The sequence below is a fragment of the Acinetobacter sp. ANC 4910 genome (assembly GCF_004331035.1).
In the GTDB taxonomy this organism is placed as follows: domain Bacteria; phylum Pseudomonadota; class Gammaproteobacteria; order Pseudomonadales; family Moraxellaceae; genus Acinetobacter.
Map to the genome: position 1 here is coordinate 155,208 of NZ_SJNT01000006.1, position 25,145 is coordinate 180,352.

The following is a 25,145-nucleotide window of genomic DNA, read 5'->3' on the forward strand; positions in this document are numbered from 1 at the left end:
TCATATGATGGGGACATAGAGAACAGGATGTTCCAAAACATAAAACAATAATGATAAGTGACAGCACTAGGACGTGAGGTACGACAGGAGTTATACCTAAGCAGCGCATACGAAAAAGCCCGACAGGATGTCGGGCTTTTTTATTTGGACTACACAACATTATTGCTGCTGTTGTTCTTGCATCCAACGGCGTTGCTGTAAACGCTCCCCTTCCACTTCACGTTTATTACGCGCAGATTCGTACAACTTGGTACCTTTCAATTCTGGTGGCAAATATTCTTGCAGTACAAAATGTTCAGGGTAGTTATGCGGATATAAATAGTCCACACCATAGCCTTGCTGTTTCATCAGTTTGGTTGGTGCATTGCGTAAATGTAACGGCACAGGTAAATTCGCCGTTTTTTCTGCCAAATCGAGGGCTTTGTTAATTGCCAGATAAGTGCTGTTGCTTTTGGCACTGGTCGCCAAATACACTGCACATTGTCCTAAAATAATTCGTGCTTCCGGCATACCGACCGCTTGAACTGAACGAAAACATTCCCCAGCCAAGAGCAAGGCATTCGGATTGGAATTACCAATATCTTCCGAAGAGGCAATTAACATACGACGTGCAATAAATACGGGGTCTTCTCCCCCTTTCAGCATTCGCGCCATCCAATATAAAGCCGCATCTGGATCACTGCCACGAATTGACTTAATAAAGGCCGATACCAAATCATAATGTTGCTCACCCGATTTGTCATATCGCGCAATATTTTGCTGAGCAACACGTACGACAATGGCATTGCTAATGACATTTTCAACGTCCGCTTCAAAAGTACTGGCAATTAAATCGAGTAAATTAAGCGCCTTGCGTGCATCACCTGCGGCAAACTGAAGTAAGGCATCAAATTCTTCAATTTGAATATAACGTTGCTTTAAAAAAGGATCTTGTTGTATCGCACGTTGAATCAGTTCCTGAATGGCCTCATTGCTAAGCGTATTTAAGGTATAGACCTGACAACGTGACAGTAAAGCACTGTTGACTTCGAAGGAGGGATTTTCTGTGGTCGCACCAATCAGTGTAATCTTGCCCTTTTCCACCGCATTCAATAAGGCATCTTGCTGCGACTTGTTGAAACGGTGAATTTCGTCAATAAACACCACAGGGGTGAGTAAATCACCACTTTCAGCAATGATTTCCCGTAATTCTTTCACACCCGTATTTAACGCCGACAGACTGACAAAGGGACGATCAACGGCTTGTGCCAACAATAAGGCAATCGTGGTTTTACCAACACCCGGCGGTCCCCAGAAAATAATCGACGGCAAGTGCCCCTGATCAATCATTTGACGTAATGGTGCTTGCTCTCCCAATAAGTGATCTTGCCCAATAATTTCCGACAAATCACGAGGGCGAAGACGTTCTGGAAGCGGAATCTGGGTGTCTGACATAGGGTTATTTCAGCCAATAAAGGTGGTTCTAGTCTACACTGGAATGCCAAGCAGACTGAATAGCTGAATGCTGAAGATCCCATTAGAATAGACGGTAATTTAAAATATCCAACAATGACGCTGCAAACATTTGCCCATGACTTAAATTTGGGTACAGCAACAGTTTACTCTGTACGCCTTGCTGTGCAAAATGTGCAATCACATGGCGGTTATCTTGTACCGTATTCGGATTAAAATTGGGGCTTTTTGTGGCAGGATGATGTTGTTCTAAATCCCCTTCCATGATCCATAAAGCTTGGGCCTGATCATGCGACACCGTCTTAGTTTGCATATTTTTCAGAATCCGCCCATCCGCCCACGACAAAGAGGGACTTGCGGCAAAATAATGGCTGAAGTATTGAGCCTGCATCAAACTATCCAATACAAATAGCCCACCATAAGAATGCCCCCATAAAGCTTGCCGTTGAGGATCTAATTTAATCTGTCCTGCCACCCAAGGTTGAATTTGGCTTAATAACACTTTACGGAATTCTGTACTGCCACCACTTAAGCGCTCAGGTTGACGGGGATCTGCTGTGATTTTTCCGGTTTCATCGGCTGGGGTATAATCCAAAGCACGGGCTGTTGTATCAAAAGGCAAGTTGGTGTCATAGCCAATTGCAACCAAAATTGGCGCTTCACGCGTTGCCAATTGCTGCAATACATCTTCCGACAAATAGGACATTGCCGAATTACCATCAAGCATAAACAATGCAGGAGATACTCCTGTTACTTGACGAGGAAGACCTAACCAAACTTTATAACGGCGTTGCTGATCGGCAGATTGGAAATACTTGACCTGAAACTGATAGTAGGCGGAGCCCTGTTCTGTAATATTGGCTTTTAAGGGAGCTAAATTCGGTTTGGCCTGTACTTCTGCATGGATCATTAGGTTAAAGCCACACACCAGCAATAGTGCAGACTTGAATGAGAAATGAAACATTGGCAGACCTCTCTAACCCACAAAGAGATCAAATACTACTTTTATTAAGAATCATTATCAATTGAATGCATCTTATTTTATCTGGCTGATTAACGCACCCAACGCACAATATATTCATCGATCTGTTCTTCATCGACTTCTGTTTCAGAGATACAACGACCTGCTGCCGACTTTCTGGCTTTAATGACACTCTGTCGTGAACCTGTATTTAAATAATGCCATGAAGGTAAGCTTTTCCCTTCATTTAAACGTCGATAAGCACAACTCGCGGGCAACCAATGAATCTGTCTTAATTTCTCTGGCGTCAATTGAATACAATCTGGAACATAATCCAAGCGTTCAGGATAGTTGCTACAACGTGCGGTTGTACAATCCAATAGCTTACACGCGACTTTGGTATACGCAACTTCTTGCGTATCTTCGTCCTCTAGTTTCACCAGACAGCATAAGCCACAACCATCGCATAAAGCCTCCCACTCTTGAGCGTTCAGGGCTTCAAGCGAATATTTTTTCCAGAACTGTGGTCTTAATTCACTAGACATATTTGGCAAAAACTTAAAATAACTCGACTATTATATCAATAATTTTCAGCAACAATGCAGCAATCTCTTTTACGTTAAATCATAGACTTACTTCAATAGAAGAACATTTTTTAGACAAAAGCTCAACATTTCCTCGCTCATTGCGGTTTTATACTGAGTACAAGACAACAACAACATGGAGAAGACTTATGTTCCGTTGGGCTATTATTTTTGCAGTGATTGCATTAATCGCGAGCTTACTCGGCTTTGGTGGTGTTGCAGGACTGTCCAAAGACTTTGCGGTGATTTTATTGGTCGTTGCCGTCATTTTAGCCATTATCGGCTTTATTTCTCGAGGGAAAGCTTAGTATACGGTCATGAAAGGATCTCAAAAAAAGAAGGAATTTTCCTTCTTTTTTTATACCTTAATCTGCAATTTAAAACATCGAAATATGCAGTACTGTTCAAGCTTTATATTTTCAAATGTTCAAAACTCCTCTTAAATAGTATTTAAATTTCATTAACTTATTGTTTTAAAAACGCATATAAAGATATTTTTTACACTTCTTCACCAGCATGACGTCATTTTTTCAAAATCATCGATTATTTTATGCTTTAATCATTCAATTCTCGTACTCAATAATACTAAGGACAAAAGGATGACCAGCAACATTCAAACCCGTGAAATCGAATATACTGCTGCAGATGGTACGCGCTTAATTGGATATTTTGCTGCACCAAGCAGTGCCGAACCTGTTGCAGGTATTTTGGTCTCACCTGAATGGTGGGGGCGTAATGAATACACAGAACAACGTGCCCGTGAACTGGCAGAACATGGCTATGCAGCCTTCGCCATTGATATGTACGGTAATAAAAATGTGACCACATCTGCGGCGCAAGCCAATGAATGGATGATGCAAACTTTCCAAGCCCCAGACACCATTGTGACTCGTGCGTCAGCAGGTTTAGCCACCTTGGCTGCACAAACCGAAGTAAATCCAGATAAACTGGCTGCAATTGGCTTTTGTTATGGCGGTAAAGTCATTCTAGATTTGGCACGTTCGGGTGCTGAACTGAAAGCTGTCGTGACCTTCCACGCCAATCTGTCAGCACAAACACCGGCCCAAGCGGGTCAAGTCAAGGCTGAAATTTTGGTCTTACATGGTGAACTCGACAGCATGGTTAGCTTAGATGATGTTGCACATTTCCGTGAAGAAATGTATGCCGCTCAAGTTCCGCATGAGGTGATCGTGTTTGAAGATGCAAAACACGGTTTTAGTAACCCACAAGCAGATGAAAGAGCCCAAGCCAATGGTGTAGACTTAGGCTACAATGCTGAGGCTGAACGACAAGGGCTTGAAGCCATGTATGAACTACTGCAACGTCGTTTAGCTGAATAAAAAAATAGAAAAGTGGATGTTGGCTATATCCAGCATCATTTTTAAATTTCACTACTTTTTTCAGAGGATAAGATAATGACTGAGAACAACTGCCCATATTGCAATTTCGATGAGTTTGATATCATTGATAAAAATGAGTTTGGTGTGATTCTACCTGAGCCAAATGCACTATCTAAAGGACATTGCGTCATTATCCCTCTACGCCATGTCAGCTCGTTCTTTGATGTCACTGACAAAGAACGTAAAAGTTTAATGTCACTTTTAGAACTGGCTCGCAATGAACTACAGCTTCGTCATCAACCTACAGGTTTTCACGTCGGCTTTAACGATGGCTCGGTATTTGGTGAAGCATCTGAACATTTGCACATCCATATTATCCCTCGTTATGATGACCAACCGCTAAAACTCGATGCACGTTGGGGAATGTTAAGCGAAGCTTAATCTGTCACCATAAAAAAATGATGCGATCGCATCATTTTTTTATGCCTCAATTTCTTGCCAAGACTCAGCAAAAATCAGTATGGCTCCGCTATACTAAGTCGCTTGAAATTGTATAGAGTTCACATGTCTTCGTTTTCTTTCTCAGATGCCCTATTAGACTGGTTCGACCTGCATGGTCGACATGACTTGCCTTGGCAAGTGGCAGACAATCCCTACCAAGTATGGGTTTCCGAGATTATGTTGCAACAGACTCAAGTCAAAACCGTACTGCAATATTTTGAGCGCTTTGTGCAACGCTTCCCCACAGTTGAAGATTTAGGCCATGCCTCTTGGGATGATGTCGCCCCTTACTGGGCAGGTTTAGGCTACTATGCGCGTGCGCGTAACCTACACAAAGCCGCAGCAATCGTGGCGCAGCAAGGTCATTTTCCGAACAACTTAGAAGATTGGATTGCTTTGCCTGGCATTGGCCGCTCCACAGCGGGTGCATTGATGTCCCTAGGACTACGCCAATATGGCGTGATTATGGATGGTAATGTAAAACGTGTTTTAGCCCGTTTCTTTGCCATTGAAGATGATCTCAGCAAGCCTGTACATGAACGTGCTATGTGGCAACTGGCAGAACAACTGTGCCCAGAACAACGGAATCATGACTACACCCAAGCCATTATGGATTTAGGGGCAACCATCTGTACCCCGAAAAAACCCTTGTGTTTGTATTGTCCCATGCAGCAACACTGCAAAGCTCATCAACAGGGCTTAGAAACTGAACTACCGTATAAAAAGCCCAAGAAAGCGGTTCCTGTAAGATCGGCACAAGTGATGGTGTTGCAGTGCCAAGATCAATGGCTGTGGTTACAGCGCCCCAATACTGGGTTGTGGGGAGGATTGTGGAGTCTACCCATCTATGACGATGGTGCCGAATTGAGCCAAACCACGCAAAGGTTGGGTCTAAAACCGAACAGCCATCGCACTCAAATCTCACATAGTTTTACCCATTTTACTTGGTTACTTGAGGCGATTTGTTTCCACGTGGAACCAGAACAAAAAGAACATATTGCGATTGAACTCTCAGGCACATGGTACACGCCACAAAAAGCTACACAAATGGGGCTGCCTACTGCCATGAAAAAATTGATCTCGTCCTTATAGATATGACATAGTCAGAAACTGAAAGTTTAGCTTCTTGAAAATCACAATAATCAAAAGGAAAAATTGTGCTTCGTCAGTTTGCGATTAGCAGTTTAACAATCGGTCTTTTGGCACTCACCGCCTGTACTTCGACACCAAAGAAAACAGGCTCAGGACTGCCTCCATCTATCGTGCAGGACTTACAACGCACGCCCCTCAAATCAAACTTCCCCATTCCTGTACAAAATATTAAAACCAAGCAATTGAGCGATACATGGGGTGCTTCACGCAGCCAAGGGCGTCGACATGAAGGCATCGACATTATGGCTCCACGTGGAACAAAAGTGTATAGCACCACCGAGGGATTAATTGCTGACTTACGCGATAACAATTTGGGTGGTAAAGTAATTTGGGTGTTGGGGCCGAGTGGCTCTTGGCATTATTATGCACACTTAAATGAGCATAAGCGCGGACTGGCCGTTGGAGATTATGTCAAAAAAGGCGATCTGATTGGCTATGTAGGCAACACGGGAAATGCCCGACATACTGCACCCCATTTGCATTATGGCATTTATTTAGCAGGTAAAGGTCGCGGTGCGGTCAATCCTTTTCCATATTTACGTTAATTTTTTAGGAAATACACATGTCTGAAGTGTTGATGAATCGTCTGGTTGAATTTGCAGAATCAGGCAATCAACAAAAAATTGTGGTTGCAGGACAAAGCTATCAGGGCTGGGTCATGGAAATTACCGAAGATGCCCTGTTGATCAGTACGGGTTTTGCAGACAAATCAGGCAAAGATTTCTGGATTTCGTTTAACGACCTACAACATGCCACCTTATTCTATTGGAACAACAAAACAGACCAATGGATAGATTTCACTTTATAAATCGACAACAACATAGAGAGGAACAATGACTAAACAACGCTGTGGCTGGTGTACCGAGGATCCTCTCTACATTGCCTACCATGATCATGAATGGGGGCAACCTGTACATGATGAACAACATTTATTTGAAATGCTTTGTCTAGAAGGACAGCAAGCCGGTCTCTCTTGGATTACGGTGCTGAAAAAACGAGAAAGTTATCGTCAGCATTTTTTTCAGCATCCGATTCAACAGATTGCCGAACTCAGCGACGCAGAGCTTGAAGCCAAATTACAAGATGCAGGACTGATTCGACACATTGGTAAACTACATGCCATTCGAGAGAATGCCCGGGCTTGGCAAAGTCTGAAACAACAAGAAAATGTCGTGGATTGGTTGTGGGGTTTTGTCAGCCACGACCCTATTCTAAATGCTGTGCCCAACTATAAAACAGCACCTGCACAAACTGAAATTAGCCAACAAATGTCCAAAGCCTTAAAGAAAAAGGGCTTCAAGTTTGTGGGGCCAACCACCTGTTATGCCTTTATGCAAGCCGTAGGTATGGTCGATGATCACGAAGACCATTGCCCCGCCAAAAATACAAAAAAATAGCCCCCTATAAATAAGAGGATGATGTCATGAGTAATAATCTGATCAATGGCTATGCTGCCCTACATGCAGGCGAAGCACTGGTACCCTTTCAGTTTGATGCGGGCGAACTTCTGCCACATCAAGTTGAAATTAAAGTGGAATATTGTGGGCTCTGTCATTCTGATGTTTCAGTGATTGGCAACGAATGGGGCAATGCTGTTTACCCTGTAATCGCAGGGCATGAAGTCATTGGCACTATTTTAAGAATGGGTTCTGAAGCCAAAGGATTACAGATGGGTCAACGCGTAGGGTTGGGTTGGACTGCGGAAAGCTGCCAATACTGTGATCCATGTGTGGCTGGACAGCCTGTGTTATGTAGCAGTGGCAGTACTGCGACCATTGTGGGTCATGCTGGTGGCTTTGCCGATAAAGTCCGAGCGGCATGGCAATGGGTCATTCCGCTACCAGAAGACTTAGATCCTGAAAGTGCGGGTCCTCTGCTCTGTGGAGGGATTACCGTATTTGACCCTTTGCTTAAGCATAATATTCAAGCCACCCATCATGTCGGTGTGATTGGTATTGGTGGCTTGGGGCATATCGCGATTAAGTTACTCAAAGCGTGGGGCTGTGAAATAACGGCCTTTACTTCAAGTCTGGACAAGACTGATGAACTTAAAGCGATGGGTGCAGACCATGTCGTAAATAGCCGCGATGTAGATGCACTGAAAACTCAACGAGGCAAATTTGATCTGTTGCTCAGTACGGTTAATGTCACACTGAATTGGCCTGCTTATATCAGTACACTTGCACCCAATGGCACCATACATCTTTTAGGGTTACCACTAGAACCCATCAAGTTTAATGCAGGCAGTCTGATTGGCGGAGCAAAGTCAATCACAGGCTCACCCACAGGTTCACCTGCTGCATTACGTCAACTGCTTAAGTTCGCTGCGCGTAAAAACATTGCGCCACAAATTGAACTGTTCCCGATGTCACAACTCAATCAGGCGATAGAGCGTTTGCACTCAGGTCAAGCCCGTTATCGGATTGTGCTTCAAGCCGACTTCGAATCAAGCACAACATAATCCAATTGTCGCCGAGTCCAAGCTGCCAAGCACTCAATCGCTTGGCGGATCTCGGCGGATAATTCATGACCTGCATTTAACCGTATGCAATTCTTATAACGCTGCTCTTCTCCAAACACAATGCCGGGTACAATACTGATACCTTGCTGTTGTGCATAATGATACATATCCAAACTATGAATGGCTTCAGGCAACTGTAACCACAGCGCATAGCCTCCTTTAGGCTGATTCAAGCGAATCTCGACACCCGAAAAAGCCTGAATCAAAAATTGCCGATATTGCTCAACTTGCTGCATTAAACAGGGTTTTAAACGGTTTAAATGCTCTCGATAGGCGCGGCTATAAATCAGATCAGCCAAGCCCAATTGCAAGGGCGTATTCACCGCAACATGTCGAGTCAGAAGTTGTGCACGTAAATGGTTTAAACGTGACGGCATGCAAAACCACCCCACCCGATAAGCAGTAGATAAGGATTTGGAAACCGAACCACAGTAAATGACATAACCCTGTCGATCCCAGTATTGAATCGGCAATGGACGTTTTAAATCAAAACTGCATTCGGCATAAATATCATCCTCAATCACATAGCACTGATATTGAGCTGCCAACTGAGCAATTTTTTCCTTTTCTGTGGGGCTTAAACAAAAGCCCAGAGGGTTCTGAAAATTGGCAGTGAGTAAGCACGCTTTCGCCCCCGAATCACGCATCGCCTGTTCAAATCGATTCAGGTCAAAGCCATTGGCATGCGCTGGAACTTCAACAATTTTACGATTCAGACTCGCCAACAATTGCAACTGCCCGTTAAAGTTGGGTGTCGGTACAATAATGCTATCGCCTTCTTGGGTCAGGGTTTGAATCACCACCGACAAAGCTGGCATGCAACCATTGCTGATATAAATATCTTCAGCTGCCATGTAAATGCCATCTTCTGCCCAATGCGCCGACAATGCTTCTCTTAAACGTCGATGCCCCTGTTTATCACTATACAAAAAATCTTCAGGTTTACTGTGCTTCAGCGCACGTTGAATAGAACGGCGGAGTGCCTCTACAGGCACTAAATTTGGCGAAAGCTGAATAGATCCCAAATGAATCATTTGATCATGGATAGAGGCTTCTTGAATTTCTATTTGTAGTTCTAAATTAGACACTTCTCGGGCAGTCACCGCAAAATCGACATGCTGCGGCACAGCGACTGCCAAAGCTTGTGGTTGCACAAAGTAGCCTGCTTGAGGCTTGGCCGTAATTAAACCTTGTGCCTCTAATAGTTCATAACAACTTTTGGCTGTATTGAGGCTGACCTGTTGCGATTGGGCAAACTGACGCAATGAACTCAAACGCTGCCCTGCTCCCAATTCTCCTGCATAAATTTTCTGTGCTAACTGGTGTGCCAAATCACGATACTGAATGCCCATTACTGTACTCATTTTTTAATATATTTTGTATCTGTAACCAAGAATACACCCTGCCTATGCTAGGCGTACAGTTCATTTTTATTTGGGGAAAATCAATATGTATCGTCTTAGTCTTGTCGTCCTTACCCTGTTTCTTACCGCCTGCCAACCCAGCACATCAGTTTGGCAACAGCAACATGATTTTATTTGTCAGTCTTTAATCGAAGGCTTTTTAAAAGCATCTGGACAACAAAACTTTGAATTGAACCAGAAAAGTGATGTCGTGGATAGCGTCATCCCGCAGCGCCTGTTTAGCTATCAATCTGGTTCAACCCGTACCACCTTAATCGGTGAAACACAACGAAAAGAGTTACGCTTTGTCTGTTGGAACGACGCACAGCATTTTGCGATTGCTGAACATGATCCGAATCAAGCGCCACGACAAGCCTTGCTCACTGTACAGCTTCACTTGCCCAAAACTACAGATAAATTGCAAGTTTCTGCGCCAAAAACTCAATGAACAAGCGAACCCGTTTCGGTAAGTGTTCTTGTTGATAGTACACCGCATGGATTTTTTGATATTGCAGTTCAATCTGATCTTCAAACAGGGCCACCAAACGTCCTGCACGGAGATCATCTTGAACCAAAAAACGCGACAAGCAGGTAATCCCAGTACCGTTAAGCACCAACTGACGTACGGTTTCCCCATTCGATGCCTTGATTTTTGGATGAATATTCAGATGTTGTCCCTGCAACATTAAAGGCCAAGTATTTAAATGTGTAGGCTGGGTAAAACCGATCAAGGGGTGCTGCAACAACTGCTCAGGCTGGCTCGGCGTGCCATGTTGGGCTAAATAGTCAGGACTCGCCACAATATACAGGCGGCTATGACACAACAGCTTGGCATGTAAGCTGGAATCATTTAACTCGCCAAAACGAATCGCCACATCGGTTTTATGTTCCAGTAAATCAATAATCTGATCGTGATTATTCAATTCAATTTCAATCTTCGGATATTGCTGCATAAACTCCTGAATCAGTGGCACAATCACATGCAGCACAAAGGGCGTCGCTGAATCGACCCGAATGAGACCTGAAATATCATGATCAGATTTTAATAACGCATCTTCAGCTTCGGTCAAATCATTCAAAATCTTACGTGATTTTTCCAGAAACAACTGCCCTTCTTGCGTCAGTTTCAACTTGCGCGTAGTCCGTTCCAGCAGGGTCACATTGAGTTTGCTTTCCAAGCGCTGCAAGGCACGACTAACGCCAGATGTGGTTTGTCCTAATTGCTCCGCAGCTTTCACAATCGAGCCACTTTCAACAATCTGGACAAAAGCATTTAACTCTTCAATGGTCGATTTCATCGTCATTTTATTGATTATTGGTCAACAATATTTTGCAAATTCCTAGATTTTTCCACAACAGTTATTTCAGCAAAATAGCTCCATCTTTAAAAAAGTTCGGTTGAGAAAAACATGATTGTTCCAAAAATAGGAATGGGGACCTTTCGTTTGACGGGTGCAACAGTAATTGATGCTGTTCAGATGGCACTTAAGGTCGGCTATCGTGCCATTGATACAGCACAAATTTATGGCAATGAAGCTGAAATTGGTCAAGCCATTGCCAACAGTGGTGTACCACAACATGAATTATTTTTGACCACCAAAATTTGGACTGAAAATTACGCTCCAGAGCAATTGATTCTGAGCTTAAAACAGAGCTTGAAAAAGTTAGGTACAGATGCAGTAAATTTGACTTTAATCCACTGGCCTGCCCCACAACTGGGCGTTCAAATTGAGGAAGTCATGCAAGCCTTGCTGCATGCCAAGCAATTAGGATTGACTGAACATATCGGGATTTCTAATTTTAATATTGCCCTGACCGAGCAAGCAATTAACAGTATTGGACTCGAGCATATTGCCACCAATCAAATTGAACTGAGTCCTTATTTACAAAATCGTCGCTTGGTCAGTTATCTGCAACAGCAACAAATTGATGTGACCTCTTACATGACTTTGGCCTATGGCAAAGTGTTGCAAGAGCCTGTCTTACAGACTATTGCCCAGCAAATCAATGCCAGTCCCGCGCAAGTGGCATTGGCGTGGGCGCTGCAACAAGGCTATGCCGTCATTCCATCTTCTACACAACGGGCGCATTTGTTGGCAAATTTAAAAGCGCAAGATTTACAGCTCGCTCCTGAGCAGATGCAGGTAATTACTGAACTCGACCGAAACTCACGTGAGGTAAATCCTGAACAACTCGCTCCCGAGTGGGACTAGGGCAATCAAATGAAAATGAATTACCCCTTATTGGCGCTGGCAATAGGCGCCTTTGCAATTGGAACCACTGAATTTTCCCCCATGGGCTTTTTACCTGAAATTGCCCGTGATCTGAGTATTTCTATTCCACAAGCAGGTATGCTCATCAGTGCCTATGCCATTGGGGTGATGTTGGGCGCCCCACTGATGACCCTGTGGTTTAGCCGTTATTCCAAACGGCGTGCCCTGATCCTGCTCATGGTCATTTTCACGCTAGGCAACCTGCTGGCTTATTTTGCCCACAGTTATTCAAGCTTAATGCTGGCACGTATCTTGACCAGCTTAAATCATGGTGCTTTCTTTGGCATTGGTTCCGTGGTCGCCGCCAGTGTGGTGCCCAAAGAAAAACAAGCCAGTGCCGTCGCAGCCATGTTTATGGGACTGACTCTGGCCAATATTGGCGGTGTTCCCTTCGCCACTTGGGTGGGACAACATATTGGTTGGCGCATTGCTTTTCTGGGAATCACGCTACTGGGTGTAATCACCATGCTATCTCTCTGGAAAGCACTTCCCGAAGGTCAAGCCAGTGCTCGTCCCAATATTGCTCAGGAACTCAAGGTACTCCGTCGTTTACCTGTGGTTTTGGCATTATTGACCACAGTCATGAGCTCAGGCGCAATGTTCACACTGTATACCTACATTGCCCCCAGTTTGCAAAACTTCACTCAAGCTACACCAAGCATGATTACCTTTATGTTGGTTCTGGTCGGGATTGGCTTTTCGATTGGCAATCATCTGGGGGGCAAATTCGCAGATCGCTCACTGGATCGGACTTTATTGGGTTTTCTCAGCCTACTTAGCATCATGATGTTGCTGTTTCCATGGTTGGCGCAAACTGCCTTTGGCGCCGCCATCGCATTAACCCTTTGGGGAGCCGCCGCATTTGCAGTGGTTCCCCCCTTACAAATGCGCGTCATGTCGGTTGCACATGAAGCCTCAGGACTTGCCTCTTCGGTCAATATTGGCGCCTTTAATTTAGGCAATGCCTTGGGCGCACTGGCGGGTGCCAGTGTACTCAGTTTTGGACTCAGCTACACGGCGGTGTCTTGGATCGGCGCACTATTAAGTGGTCTAGCCTTGCTGTTAGTCGGCTTACAAAAAATGTTACTGAACAAACAGCTTGTACAAAGCCAAATACAGAAAATAGAACCTCAATGTCTTGAACACTAAATCCATGTCAATTTTAACATCGCATTGACTAGCGCAATGTCACTGGCAAAGCTGCATAATTTCGCGGTTTTGCCAATTCATCCTTCATCTTCAACAACATTTGATAGGGCTGCTGCTCGACAAATAAATTCACAGCGCTAAGCGGAATAGAGCCGTCAGGATCGGCATAGCCATAGGTCGAGACTTTCACTTTCTGCTTCCCCAGTTTCTGAAAAGTCCAGTCGCCTTCATAACGGGTTAAACGTACATAATTGGGATTTAACGGATAGCCTTGATTCACAGCCTTGTTTTGAATATGAATCATGCCTTGGGCGTCTTTACTCATTTTCCCCTTTACCACCAAATCTCGGTCTTTTAAAGGAAAGGGAAAATCCAGCACCATATACAACAGAAACTCGCCTTTGCTGTCGTCACGAGATAACACTTTGACACTGCCCATATAAGGCACCCATTTGGGGGCTTGTTCCACATCCAAAATCAGAGCAGTGGCCTTTTCAATCGGGACATCAAAATGAGTTTCGGCTTTATACAACACCACAGGGTTTTCAGTATTTTGGTAAGTCCAAACTTTAATATTTTGCTTGTTAATACTGAGTTTGGCATTGTCGATAGACTTGGCCTGTGCTGTAGCAAATAAGGCTACAGCACAGCAAGTGATCAGTTTTATTTTCATTAAATTCAGCTTCTTATTTTAATTTTATGCAAATGTTTTCGCAAATTCAGGCCGTGTTTTACACCTGAATATCGTTAAAACCTAGTACATCTTTCATGTCATATTTACGTGCCTCACGCCCAACCACCCATGCTGCGGCACGAACGGCACCCGAAGCAAAATTCATGCGGTTGGTGGCTTTGTGGGTAATTTCCACACGCTCACCTTCACCAATAAACATTGCAGTGTGTTCACCCACAATGTCACCGCCACGAATCGTTTGAAAACCAATGGTTTGACGTTCACGTGGACCAGTATGGCCTTCACGGCAATACACAGCATCTTGTTTCAAGTCGCGACCTAATGCATCTGCAATGGCTTCACCCATCATTAAAGCAGTACCCGATGGAGCATCAACTTTATGGCGGTGATGCGCTTCAATGATTTCAATATCGACTGTATCGCCAAAGACTTTTGATGCCAGTTCCAATAATTTAATCGATACATTCACGCCTACAGAATAGTTGGCTGCATAGACGACTGGCGTATGAGTTGATGTTTCATCAAGAAATGCTTTCTGCTCATCATTCATGCCTGTGGTACCAATGACCATGGCGACACCCGCTTCACGGCAAAGCTTCAAGTGCTGTTCGGTGGCAACAGGCGCGGTAAAATCAATCACTACATCACATACAGGTAAGATTTCTTGCAGACTACCTACTATCTTCACACCAATGTTGCCAATGCCTGCAAGCTCACCTGCATCTGAACCCACTAAACTGCTTTCTGGTCGCTCAACTGCAGCAGCCAATTGATAACCCGCTTGTTGTACGGCTTGAATCAGAATGCGCCCCATACGACCGCCTGCACCCAATACCCCAATACGTGGACTTGTAGACATAATCCGTTCCTAATCTCTCGAATTTAAAATTGCCTTTACTATAGCAAAACTCTGGAACACGACTAAGTTGTAATCTAATTTTTTCGCAAAAATCTTGGTTGAATCGATTTAAACTTCAGATTGCCCAATCTGAACGCATCGAGATAGTGAAGAATTAGATCGTGACATGCATTTATATCGAAAAAAATCTTTAAAAATTAAAATGAAACCTCTGCTTTTTCACACAATTTACATCTTGCTTACGCAGACTAGCCGTCACGAATCATCAAGATAAAAATTGTCAGAGGAGACTTTCTATGCATTCGAAAAAAATAATACTTGCCTTACTGTGTACTGTTGCTGCTCATGTTTATGCCGAACCTGCTGCCCAATCTAGCGACAGCATTGACAGTTTGGCAGGGGTTAAAATTATGACCAAGGTCAACGGTCAACCTGGAAGTTTGGCCGAGCGTGTTGCAGTAAATACAACCCAAGCATCGGTGAATGCAGCGCAACAACCCGTTGAAGAAACGGTGAGTGTCGAAGCGATTGATGCCCCTATCGCGCAATAATCGCAGACATAAAAAAAGGGCATGTTTTACACGCCCTTTTTTTGTTGGTTTGAATTAGTCAAACAAACCAAAGAATGATTTCTTCTTCGGAGAAGAGTTATTTTCTTCGCCATCTAAAGTCACTTGCAGTTCTTTCAACAGTTCGCGTTGACGCACCGTCAAGTTCACAGGTGTTTCCACCACAATGCGGCAGAGTAAATCACCCTGCATACTGGTACGCACAGGTTTGACCCCTTTACCACGTAAACGGAACATTTTTCCAGTTTGCGTACCTTCAGGAATTTTCAAACTGACACGACCTTCCAGTGTTGGAATCTCGATTTCTTTACCCAAAGCGGCATCCGCAATGCTCACAGGCACATCCATATACAGATCTGCACCATCACGTTGGAAAATTTCGTGTTCACGTACCACAACTTCTACATATAAGTCGCCAGATTGACCATCACGAATGGCTTCACCTTTACCGCTTAAACGCACGCGATCGCCATTGTCTACCCCAGCAGGAATAGTCACTTCTAAAGTTTGCTGACGGTCAGAGACACCTGAACCATGACATTTTTGACAAGGGTTTTTAATAATCTTGCCTTGGCCACGACAGGTACCACAAGTTTGCTGTACCGAGAAGAAACCTTGCTGCATACGTACTTGACCTGCACCATGACAGGTTTTACAGGTTTCGACGTCATTCGGGTTTTTAGAACCTTTACCGTCACAGCTCTCGCATGGTGCTGGCGCTGTAAAAGTAATGGTCTTTTTTACCCCTTTGACGGCTTCTTCTAGGGTAAGTTCCATGACATAACGTAAGTCGGAACCACGGCGCTGACGCTGCTGACCACGTCCGCCCCCACCAAAAGCACCACCGAAGATGTCACCAAACTGGCTGAAAATATCTTCTGCACTGAAACCGCCGAAGCCACCTCCACCGCCGCCACCGAAACCGCCTTCAAATGCACCATGACCCATGCGGTCATACATGCTGCGCTTTTCGCTGTCGGAAAGAATTTCATACGCTTCCGAAGCTTCTTTAAACTTTTCTTCAGCTTCAGGATTGTCTGGGTTACGGTCTGGATGATATTTCATCGCCAACTTACGGTAGGCTTTTTTAATTTCATCATCACTAGCGGTTTTAGCGACACCTAAAACCTCATAATAATCACGTTTAGCCATAGCTGGCGATGCTCCTCACGGAATTTCATTTGATACTGAACAATGCTCTGAAATTGGGGGTGAAACGTGATTTTACAAGGGGAAAATGCTAAAAAATTTACAAATTTTAGAAAACTGCTTTATTTTTTATAAACTTAGAAAGCCCTTTAATCCAAGCATTCAGTAAATATAAAAAGGCAATTAGTCCGAATACCACACCCGCAACGGCACAACCCGTGACCCAAAGCGCGCCATTCCAAGTGAAAAAACATAAAGGAATAAACCACAGTGCGGCAAATAAACTGAGTACGGTATAAATAATGATATTTCGCATGACCCAAAAGGCTTGGGCTTGTAACCAGACTTCAGTGTCCATTTGGGTAACTTTACGAGCAAACCAATAAGCAAAAATACCGCTGATGACGGTAAATAATGCCAAAAACATGAAGACATAAGAAATCGCAATAGAGCGGCGATACTTGGTTAAACTGTCTTGCTTCATGTGCGATTAAACCTCATTACTACATCTGTGATTTTTTTAATATGTAGCAAAATCCCTAAACTGAAATTTAATAAAAATATAAGGTGCTACTATATTGAAATTTTCAAACTTTCGCACCTGATATTACTAAAATATTTTGTACTAAACGGTCTTTTTCACCTTAAACCATTGTGCATATAACGCTGGTAAAAAGAATAGTGTGAGCAAAGTCGCAACTATTAGCCCCCCCATAATGGCCACAGCCATCGGCCCAAAGAAAATACTGCGTGATAATGGGATCATTGCCAGAACGGCTGCCAGCGCAGTTAACAAGATTGGACGGAAACGGCGTACTGTCGCTTCAATAATCGCCTCCCATGTAGTTTGTCCTGCCGCGCGGTCTTGTTCAATTTGATCAATCAAAATCAAAGAATTTCGCATAATCATGCCCGAAAGAGCAATGGTGCCCAACATCGCTACAAAACCAAATGGCTTATTAAACAACAGCAAGAATAATACTACCCCAATTAAACCGAGCGGTGCCGTCAGCAAGACCATGCTGGCGCGGGAAATACTTTTAAGTTGAATCATCAGTAAGGTCATGACCACGGCCAAGAACAGTGGCACGCCAGCATTAACCGATTTTTGTCCGCGTGCAGATTCTTCGACGGTCCCCCCGACTTCTAACAAATAGCCAGCAGGTAATTCTGCACGGACTTGTTGCATGGCATCGGACAATTGCACCACCACCGTTGCGGGTTGTAATTTCGTACGAATATCCGCGCGTACGGTAATGGTCGGTAAACGATTACGATGCCAAATCAAACCCTCTTCAAAACGGTATTCAATTTTGGCAATCTGGGCCAATGGTACGAAAGTCCCTCGGGCGGTCGGTACTGCCAAACTGGCCAGTGATTCAACACTCAAACGCTCCGCTTCATCACCGCGTAAACGAATATCAATTAACTCGCGCTTTTCACGGTAGGGCTGCAATACCGCGCCCTGAATTGAACTATTCAGAAAATTGGCTAAATCTAAACTTGATACTCCCATTTGGCGGGCACGGTCTTGATCAATCTGCAATTGAATAATTTTGCTGGGTTCACCCCAATCTAAATGCACATTGGTGGTATTCGGATTCGCCCCCACTACGGCAGCAACTTTTTGCGCCGATTGGCGAACCGAATTGAGATCTTCCCCCGAAATACGATACTGGATTGGGTAACCTACAGGTGGACCATTTTCCAATAAGGAAACCCGTGTCCGCACTTCAGGCAGTAATTGACGAATCTGCTGTTCCAAAGAATGGCGAATATCATTGCGATCATCCAAAGAGGATGCCAGCACCACAAACTGAGCAAAACTGGCTTGGGGTAATTGCTGATCTAAAGGTAAATAAAAACGCGGCGAACCTGTTCCCACATAAGCCACATAATTTTCAATCCCGTGTTGCTTCGAAAGGAAATGCTCAACCTTTTTTACTGCTGCTTCGGTGGCCTTTAAGGATGCTCCTTCTTCAAGTTTTAAATCCACCAAAATTTCAGCACGATTCGACGATGGGAAAAATTGTTGGGGCACCAATTTAAACATCAACACGGAAAGCACAAACATGCCCAACGTCGCGGCAATCACGGTTTTACGATAGGTCACACACCAGTTGACCCACGTGCGAAAGCGCTGATAAAACTGGGTTTGATAAGGATCATGTTCTATGCCATGCCCCATAACAGGCTGTGGCTCAGGTTGTTTTCTAAAACGTGCCCAAAGCCTTTGATACCATGGTGCACGAACTGGCTGTTGTTGAAAATCAGGCAGTAACTTATCTCCCAAATAAGGGACAAACAGCACTGCTGCAACCCATGACACAATTAACGCAATAGTCACGACCTGAAAAATGGAACGGGTATATTCACCAGTGCTAGAAGCGGCTGTAGCAATCGGCAAGAATCCTGCTGCGGTAATTAAAGTCCCCGTCAGCATCGGAAATGCCGTGGTTTTCCACGCAAACCCCGCAGCTTGTAAGCGGCTGTAGCCTTGTTCCATGCGAATCGCCATCATTTCGATGGCAATAATGGCATCATCGACCAACAAACCGAGGGCTAAAATCAGTGCGCCTAAAGAAATTTTATGCAGCCCTACATCAAATAAATTCATGCCCGCAAAGGTCATGGCCAGTACCAGTGGAATGGAAAATGCCACCACCAAGCCTGTGCGAAAACCCAAAGAAAAGAAACTCACCAACAGCACAATAATCACGGCCTCGGCCAAGACTTTCATGAATTCATGCACACTACGCTCAACCGCAACGGGCTGATCGGAGACTTTTTGTAAATGCATCCCCAACGGCAAGCTTTTCTGTAAGTTGGCAAACTCGGCCTGCAAGTTTTCACCCAAAGCCAGAATATCGCCCCCCTTACGCATCGAAACCGCAATACCAATGCCATTTTCCCCCATAAAACGCATGCGTGGCTGGGCAGGTTCACTAAAGCCACGGTACACCTCTGCCACATCGCCCAATTGAATGGTTTGACCATTGACCAGTAATGGCATATTTTTCAGGTCTTCGACGTTATGCAGCTGACCGCTCACTCGAATTTGAATGCGGTCGGTTTGGGTTTCAAAATAACCTGCGCTGGCCATGGTATTTTGTTGCTGCAAAGCCTGTTGAATGGCAGTAATTGGAATACCCAATTGTGTGGCTTTGGTGTTAGATAAATCTATCCAGATTTTCTGATCTTGCAGCCCAATCAAATCTACCTTACCGACATCTTGGACCCGCTGTAATTGCAGTTGTAGTCGGTCGGCATATTCTTTCAAAATGGCATAATCAAAGCCCTTTCCTGTCAACACATAAATGTTGCCGAAAGTATCGCCAAATTCATCATTAAAAAAAGGACCTTGCACATCACTCGGTAGTTCATGCCGAATGTCATTGACCTTTTTACGTACGTCATACCAGACATCAGGAATTTGTGCAGATCGCAATGAATCCTTCGCAAAAAAAGTTACCAACGATTCCCCCGGACGGGAATACGCCATAATGCGCTCATAATTGCCTGTGCTCATGAGCTCTTTTTCAATGCGATCGGTCACTTGTAGCGACACTTGCTTCGCTGTTGCACCCGGCCAATAGGTTTGCACCACCATGACTTTAAAGGTAAACGGCGGATCTTCGCTTTGCGACAATTTGGAATAAGACACCATGCCGACGATGCCCAGCAAGATCATGAAATATAGAACCAAGCCTTTGTTTTTCAGTGCCCATTCCGACAGGTTAAAATTCATTATTTTGCTCCTGTCGGTTGCTGTGCGGTAGACAAGGCTACAACGCGATTTTCTCGATCAATTGGGCGAATTTTTTGTTGCTCATGCAGCAGATGTACGCCGCCAACCACCACATAATCCTCTGGTTTTAATCCTGACAGTACAGACACTGTATCGCGCCCATAAGCCCCTAAGGTGACTGATACTTTATGGATTCGCGAATCTGGATAAACCACCCACACAAAGGCCTGTTGTTCATTCGCCGAAACACTGGATAAGGGCACACTTAAGATATTGTGTTGCAAGCTACTAAAAAATACCCGCGCACTTTGCCCCAATTGAATATCTTGACTCTGGGTCTTTAAGGCAACTTTTACGCTAAAGGTACGTGACTGATCTGCCGCAGGGGAAATTTCACGCACATAACCCGCAAATTTATCCTGTGGTTTTGACCATAAAGTCACCCATGCTTCCTGCCCAATACGGATGTCATTAATGGCTTGCTCAGGCACGCCAATGAGCACTTCACGCTCACCCGAAATCGCCAATTGATAAGCCGCTTGCCCTGCTGCAACCACCTGCCCCACTTCAATATTACGTGCGGTAATCACGCCACTTTTGTCTGCAACGAGTTGGTTATAACGGGTCTGGTTTTGACTAACTTCATGGTTGGATTGCGCCTGTTTCAGACTGGCCAATGCAGCTTGATACTGATTATTTATCGCATCGTATTGTGAACGGCTCACGGCGTTCATTGGCAACAATTGCTTAAAGCGTGTCAGCTCCTGTTCTGCCACTTTCGCTGCGGACTGAGCACTTTCCAATTGCGCGCGGGAAGCATTTAATTGTAATTGAGCATCTTTTACATCCAGTTTGGCCAGAACCTGCCCGACTCGCACCTGATCGCCAACATCGACAAAACGTTGCATGACCTGCCCAGACACCCGAAATGCCAAATCAGTTTGTTGTCGCGCTTTGACTTCACCCGCATAACTTTTTTGTTCAGTTAAAGCGGTGGATGGTTGTGCCACCATAACAAAGGGAACTTGTTCTGTTGTAGCCTGTTCTCGACTACAGCCCCAAAGGGTCATACTGGATAAAATTATAAGACTAGCAATTAAGGTCTTGGCAGGGTTCATGCGTTGTGCTCTTATCTAAATGTCATTTTTAGGGCAAAATACTATGCTGTTCTTTGAACAAATTTTAATTAATATACCACGTGGTACATTAATTAAAAGCCCTGTTTAAAGTAAATGACTTAACTAAGCGAAAGTGGAAAAATTTGTGCAAATGAATGTCGGTCGGCCCAAAGATTTAGAAAAGCATAAGCAAATTCTGCTGGCTGCCAGAAACCTGTTCCTAAAACAGGGCTATCATGGTTCGAGCATGAATCAAATTGCCCAAGAGGCTGGAGTCACTAAGCTAACGATTTATAATCATTTTCAAGACAAAGCCAGTCTATTTACCTGCGCTATTGAACTGACCTGCGAAAGTTTAATGGCCACACGTCCTTTTGAATTACATGCAGACAGCGATTTTGTTGAGGCTTTTGCTCAAGCCTGCCAAATCGCCTTGAACATTGTGTACTTACCCGAAGCAGTGAAACTGGAACATTTGCTGATTGAACTGGCAGCCGAACAAAACCCCTTGGCGTTGCAGTTTTATAATGCGTCTCATCAAAAAATGTGTGATGGCTGGGAAGAGTTTTTTCAACAAGCCGCAGCATTCGGTTTTATTCAACATGGGGATATCGAAGAGCAACGCCTATTGCTGCTGTCTTTACTGCTTGGACTGCGCCATTTAGAAATTTTACTGGGGATACGTGCCATTCCAACCCCTCAACAACAGCAGGAAATCATTCAACAAAGTATCGAGTTATTCATGCTGAAGTATGGATCGAATGCCTAGCGCCCATTTTGATTGTCTCTCAGCTTCATTCCATTATCCAATTGCTAGTTTTATCAACAAAAGCTTGCGACTTTTGTAGCCCTGCTACTTGGCATTCAATTAAATCGGGGTATAGTCAAAAAGAATAAGAACTGGAGAATGGAAAATGATTCAACAAATTGATGCTCCACTACGCGAAGACGTACGGTTACTGGGTAATTTATTGGGTGAAACCCTAAAAGAACATGCCGGGCAAGATTTGTTTAATCAGATAGAACAGATTCGGGCGTTAGCCAAAGGTGCACGTGATGGACAAGTTGAAGCCGAAAAGCAACTAGAGCAGCTTTTCCTCAGCCTAGAAGATAATGAAATTCTTCCGCTTACCCGTGCCTTCACACACTTTTTGAACTTTGCCAATATCGCCGAACAATACCATGTGGTGCGTAGCCGTCGCCAAAGTGAATTTAATCCTGAAGCCCCATCCCCTAATCCACTCGATCATCTGTTCCAAAAATTTAAAACCCATCAAGTCTCAGCCGAACAACTCTACCAACAACTGTGTGAGCTCAAAATTGAACTGGTGTTGACTGCACACCCGACAGAAGTGAGCCGACGCACCCTGATTCAAAAATATGATGGCATTAATGACTGTTTATTTAAATTCGATCAGCAAAAACTCACCCCACGCGAACGTCAAGCGGTATTAGATGACTTAAAACAACTGATCTGTTCCGCATGGCAAACCGATGAAATTCGTCAACATCGTCCGACCCCTATCGATGAAGCCAAATGGGGCTTCACCACCATTGAGCAAACCTTGTGGAATGCCGTACCCAAGTTCATGCGTGAACTGGATGGCATGGTGGAACAACATTGTGGTCAGCGTTTACCGCTGCATGTGGCACCTGTCCGTTTTGCCTCTTGGATGGGGGGCGACCGTGATGGCAATCCGAATGTGACCCACAATGTGACCCAAGAAGTGCTGTGGTTGTCACGCTGGAAAGCGGCTGACTTATATTTACGCGATATTGAAGACTTGCGTTGGGAATTGTCGATTCAAAACTGTAGCAATGAGTTAATGCAGGCTTTGGGGGCACCTCATCCTGAACCCTATCGTGAATATTTACGAGACACTCGCGAACGCTTAAAAATTACCCGTGAATGGTTGGCCCATAAGCTCCAAGGTCAAGATCAGGTTTTGGATGACAGTCGCGTGATCAAAAGCAAACATGAACTGTTACAGCCTTTGTTACTCTGCTATCGCTCTTTAATCTCCTGCAATCTGCCTGAAATTGCCAATGGCAAATTATTGGACTTCATCCATCGGGTCAATTGCTTCGGGATTGAATTATTAAAGTTGGATATTCGTCAGGAATCAGGACGTCATCGCCAAGCCATTTCTGCCATTACCGAATATTTGGGTTTAGGTAATTTTGAAACATGGACGGAACAAGCCCGTCAAAACTTTCTATTGCAAGAATTACAAAGCAAACGTCCGTTGCTGCCCAAGCATTTAAATGAACCTGAGCAAAGCCTGATTCTGCATCCTGATGTACAAGAAGTATTTGCCACCATGCGGACCTTGGCAGAACAGCCTGCTGAAAGCCTAGGTGCCTATATTATTTCCATGGCGGAATATCCAAGTGATGTGCTTGCTGTCCTACTCTTACAAAAAGAAGCTGGCATTCAACATCCTTTACGTGTAGTGCCGCTGTTTGAAACCCTCAAGGACTTGGATGGTGCAGCGCACACCATGCAAACGCTGTTCAGTATGCACTGGTATAAACAGCACATTCAGGGCAAACATGAAGTCATGATTGGTTATTCAGACTCGGCCAAAGATGCTGGTTTTATGTCTGCCAATTGGGCGCAATACCGTGCTCAAGAAGAACTCACCGCAATTGCCAAACAACATGCGGTCCAACTGACCCTATTCCATGGTCGCGGTGGTTCTATCAGTCGTGGCGGTGCTCCAACCCAACAGGCGTTATTTTCTCAACCTCCAGGTTCAATTTCTGGTGCTATTCGTGTGACTGAACAAGGGGAAATGATCCGCTTTAAATTCGGACTGGAAGGTATTGCTCTACAAAATCTGGAAATTTATACCGCAGCAACGCTCGAAGCAACCTTACTTCCGCCCCCAGAGCCTAAAGCAGAATGGCGTGAACTGATGCATCGCATGACCGATCTTTCGGTACAGGTCTATCGTCAAACGGTACGTGAAAATCCACACTTTGTGAAATATTTAAGAACGGTCACGCCTGAACTGGAACTGCAAATGTTACCTTTGGGTTCACGCCCAGCCAAACGTAAAGTCAGTGGCGGGATTGAATCCTTACGCGCCATTCCTTGGGTGTTTGCTTGGACACAAATTCGCTTAATGCTTCCTGCTTGGTTAGGCACAGGTGCGGCCATTAACCAAGTGATTGAACAAGGACATAAAGCGACCTTAGAAGAAATGTTGCAGCAATGGCCTTATTTCCAAACCCTGATTGATATGTTGGAAATGGTCTTGTCTAAAGCCGATGGGCATGTGGCATTGTATTATGAAACTCACCTGACTCAAGATGAAGACTTAAAAGCCCTAGGTACAACATTACGTCAACGTCTACAAGATGCGGTTGAAACCTTACTCACTTTAAAAGATGAATCGAAACTGCTCAGTAGCAATGAAGTGCTGGATCAGTCGATGCGTGTGCGTAAACCCTACTTGCTGCCTTTACATTTGCTGCAAGCAGAACTGATGAAACGACGTCGTTTATATCTGGCTGAACGTCAGGCTGAACATACCCCTGTCGATCATGCCTTAATGGTCAGTATTGCCGGCATTGCCGCAGGTTTACGTAATACGGGTTGATGCACGCACCTACGATTGGCAACCCGAAGTTTTTCGGTGTTGCCAATACGGCATTTAATTTTGCATC

25 protein-coding genes are annotated in these 25,145 nt (G+C 44.4%); 14 read left to right on the plus strand and 11 right to left on the minus strand.

Translation table 11 applies throughout. The features are described 5' to 3' along the window. Nucleotides 1-159 precede the first annotated feature (159 nt). The 3 genes from E0H82_RS08680 to E0H82_RS08690 all read right to left on the minus strand — a co-directional run bounded on the left by E0H82_RS08680 (nt 160) and on the right by E0H82_RS08690 (nt 2,958). On the minus strand, nt 160-1,434 hold the full coding sequence (locus tag E0H82_RS08680) for a replication-associated recombination protein A (RefSeq protein WP_131264263.1): 1,275 nt from the start codon (nt 1,432-1,434) through the stop codon (nt 160-162). An 82-nt stretch (nt 1,435-1,516) separates the two neighbouring features. Beyond that, nucleotides 1,517-2,416 (minus strand): alpha/beta hydrolase, encoded by a 900-nt coding sequence (locus E0H82_RS08685; RefSeq protein WP_131264264.1) that lies wholly within the window; start codon nt 2,414-2,416, stop codon nt 1,517-1,519. A gap of 89 nt (nt 2,417-2,505) precedes the next feature. Then, nucleotides 2,506-2,958 carry a YcgN family cysteine cluster protein gene (locus E0H82_RS08690; protein WP_131264265.1) on the minus strand — a complete coding sequence of 151 codons (453 nt, stop codon included), beginning with the start codon at nt 2,956-2,958 and terminating at the stop codon, nt 2,506-2,508. Between the two features lie 188 nt (nt 2,959-3,146). Here E0H82_RS08690 and E0H82_RS08695 point away from each other — a divergent pair, with 188 nt between their 5' ends. The 8 genes from E0H82_RS08695 (at nt 3,147) to ahr (ending at nt 8,451) form a co-directional block, all read left to right on the plus strand. Continuing rightward, the gene (locus tag E0H82_RS08695; RefSeq protein ID WP_016168908.1) at nt 3,147-3,305 is read left to right on the plus strand and encodes a DUF1328 domain-containing protein; all 159 of its coding nucleotides are present in this window, start codon (nt 3,147-3,149) and stop codon (nt 3,303-3,305) included. A gap of 291 nt (nt 3,306-3,596) precedes the next feature. Beyond that, entirely contained in the window at nt 3,597-4,337 is a 741-nt protein-coding gene (locus E0H82_RS08700) for a dienelactone hydrolase family protein (RefSeq protein ID WP_131264266.1), read from the plus strand. A 75-nt stretch (nt 4,338-4,412) separates the two neighbouring features. Next, entirely contained in the window at nt 4,413-4,778 is a 366-nt protein-coding gene (locus E0H82_RS08705) for an HIT family protein (protein ID WP_116762188.1), read from the plus strand. A 123-nt stretch (nt 4,779-4,901) separates the two neighbouring features. Further along, the gene (gene mutY, locus E0H82_RS08710) at nt 4,902-5,930 is read left to right on the plus strand and encodes an A/G-specific adenine glycosylase (protein WP_131264267.1); all 1,029 of its coding nucleotides are present in this window, start codon (nt 4,902-4,904) and stop codon (nt 5,928-5,930) included. Between the two features lie 65 nt (nt 5,931-5,995). After that, on the plus strand, nt 5,996-6,535 hold the full coding sequence (locus E0H82_RS08715; protein WP_131264268.1) for a M23 family metallopeptidase: 540 nt from the start codon (nt 5,996-5,998) through the stop codon (nt 6,533-6,535). Nucleotides 6,536-6,552: 17 nt separating this feature from the next. Beyond that, complete coding sequence (locus E0H82_RS08720; RefSeq protein WP_131264269.1) at nt 6,553-6,798, plus strand: hypothetical protein; 246 nt, start codon at nt 6,553-6,555, stop codon at nt 6,796-6,798. Between the two features lie 25 nt (nt 6,799-6,823). Continuing rightward, nucleotides 6,824-7,387, plus strand: a complete 564-nt coding sequence (locus tag E0H82_RS08725) for a DNA-3-methyladenine glycosylase I (RefSeq protein WP_131264270.1) — start codon at nt 6,824-6,826, stop codon at nt 7,385-7,387. Nucleotides 7,388-7,413: 26 nt separating this feature from the next. Further along, nucleotides 7,414-8,451, plus strand: coding sequence for an NADPH-dependent aldehyde reductase Ahr (gene ahr, locus E0H82_RS08730; RefSeq protein ID WP_131264271.1), 1,038 nt, complete (start codon nt 7,414-7,416; stop codon nt 8,449-8,451). Here ahr and E0H82_RS08735 read toward each other — a convergent pair. After that, nucleotides 8,421-9,863, minus strand: coding sequence for a PLP-dependent aminotransferase family protein (locus E0H82_RS08735; RefSeq protein WP_131264272.1), 1,443 nt, complete (start codon nt 9,861-9,863; stop codon nt 8,421-8,423). The genes ahr and E0H82_RS08735 overlap by 31 nt on opposite strands. 97 nt (nt 9,864-9,960) lie before the next feature. On the opposite strand from E0H82_RS08735, the gene E0H82_RS08740 reads away from it, so the two are divergent. Then, a complete protein-coding gene (locus E0H82_RS08740) occupies nt 9,961-10,362 on the plus strand; it encodes a hypothetical protein (RefSeq protein WP_131264273.1) in 402 nt (133 codons plus the stop codon). On the opposite strand, the gene E0H82_RS08745 is transcribed toward E0H82_RS08740, so the two are convergent. After that, a complete protein-coding gene (locus E0H82_RS08745; protein WP_131264274.1) occupies nt 10,322-11,212 on the minus strand; it encodes a LysR family transcriptional regulator in 891 nt (296 codons plus the stop codon). The genes E0H82_RS08740 and E0H82_RS08745 overlap by 41 nt on opposite strands. Before the next feature lie 111 nt (nt 11,213-11,323). On the opposite strand from E0H82_RS08745, the gene dkgB reads away from it, so the two are divergent. Both dkgB and E0H82_RS08755 read left to right on the plus strand, forming a co-directional pair. Beyond that, nucleotides 11,324-12,127 carry a 2,5-didehydrogluconate reductase DkgB gene (gene dkgB / locus E0H82_RS08750; protein ID WP_131264275.1) on the plus strand — a complete coding sequence of 268 codons (804 nt, stop codon included), beginning with the start codon at nt 11,324-11,326 and terminating at the stop codon, nt 12,125-12,127. Nucleotides 12,128-12,136: 9 nt separating this feature from the next. Next, on the plus strand, nt 12,137-13,336 hold the full coding sequence (locus E0H82_RS08755; protein WP_131264276.1) for an MFS transporter: 1,200 nt from the start codon (nt 12,137-12,139) through the stop codon (nt 13,334-13,336). Nucleotides 13,337-13,364: 28 nt separating this feature from the next. Here the strand turns inward: E0H82_RS08755 and E0H82_RS08760 are convergent, their stop codons facing one another. Further along, nucleotides 13,365-14,009: an START domain-containing protein gene (locus tag E0H82_RS08760; protein WP_131264277.1), complete on the minus strand. Its 645-nt coding sequence runs from the start codon at nt 14,007-14,009 to the stop codon at nt 13,365-13,367. Nucleotides 14,010-14,067: 58 nt separating this feature from the next. Further along, nucleotides 14,068-14,889 (minus strand): 4-hydroxy-tetrahydrodipicolinate reductase, encoded by an 822-nt coding sequence (gene dapB / locus E0H82_RS08765; RefSeq protein ID WP_116762210.1) that lies wholly within the window; start codon nt 14,887-14,889, stop codon nt 14,068-14,070. 296 nt (nt 14,890-15,185) lie between these two features. Here dapB and E0H82_RS08770 point away from each other — a divergent pair, with 296 nt between their 5' ends. After that, nucleotides 15,186-15,440: a hypothetical protein gene (locus E0H82_RS08770; protein ID WP_131264278.1), complete on the plus strand. Its 255-nt coding sequence runs from the start codon at nt 15,186-15,188 to the stop codon at nt 15,438-15,440. Between the two features lie 54 nt (nt 15,441-15,494). Here E0H82_RS08770 and dnaJ read toward each other — a convergent pair whose 3' ends face one another. From dnaJ to E0H82_RS08790, 4 genes are all read right to left on the minus strand, one after another. Continuing rightward, nucleotides 15,495-16,610 carry a molecular chaperone DnaJ gene (gene dnaJ / locus E0H82_RS08775; protein WP_131264279.1) on the minus strand — a complete coding sequence of 372 codons (1,116 nt, stop codon included), beginning with the start codon at nt 16,608-16,610 and terminating at the stop codon, nt 15,495-15,497. 106 nt (nt 16,611-16,716) lie between these two features. Beyond that, nucleotides 16,717-17,091, minus strand: a complete 375-nt coding sequence (locus E0H82_RS08780) for a hypothetical protein (protein WP_131264280.1) — start codon at nt 17,089-17,091, stop codon at nt 16,717-16,719. A gap of 141 nt (nt 17,092-17,232) precedes the next feature. Continuing rightward, nucleotides 17,233-20,355: an efflux RND transporter permease subunit gene (locus E0H82_RS08785; protein WP_131264281.1), complete on the minus strand. Its 3,123-nt coding sequence runs from the start codon at nt 20,353-20,355 to the stop codon at nt 17,233-17,235. After that, nucleotides 20,355-21,473, minus strand: a complete 1,119-nt coding sequence (locus E0H82_RS08790) for an efflux RND transporter periplasmic adaptor subunit (RefSeq protein ID WP_131264282.1) — start codon at nt 21,471-21,473, stop codon at nt 20,355-20,357. The genes E0H82_RS08785 and E0H82_RS08790 overlap by 1 nt, the downstream gene beginning before the upstream one ends. Nucleotides 21,474-21,618: 145 nt before the next feature. Between E0H82_RS08790 and E0H82_RS08795 the strand changes: the two genes are divergently transcribed. After that, the gene (locus E0H82_RS08795; protein WP_131264283.1) at nt 21,619-22,242 is read left to right on the plus strand and encodes a TetR/AcrR family transcriptional regulator; all 624 of its coding nucleotides are present in this window, start codon (nt 21,619-21,621) and stop codon (nt 22,240-22,242) included. 145 nt (nt 22,243-22,387) lie between these two features. Then, nucleotides 22,388-25,078: a phosphoenolpyruvate carboxylase gene (gene ppc / locus E0H82_RS08800; RefSeq protein WP_131264284.1), complete on the plus strand. Its 2,691-nt coding sequence runs from the start codon at nt 22,388-22,390 to the stop codon at nt 25,076-25,078. Nucleotides 25,079-25,145: the final 67 nt, after the last annotated feature.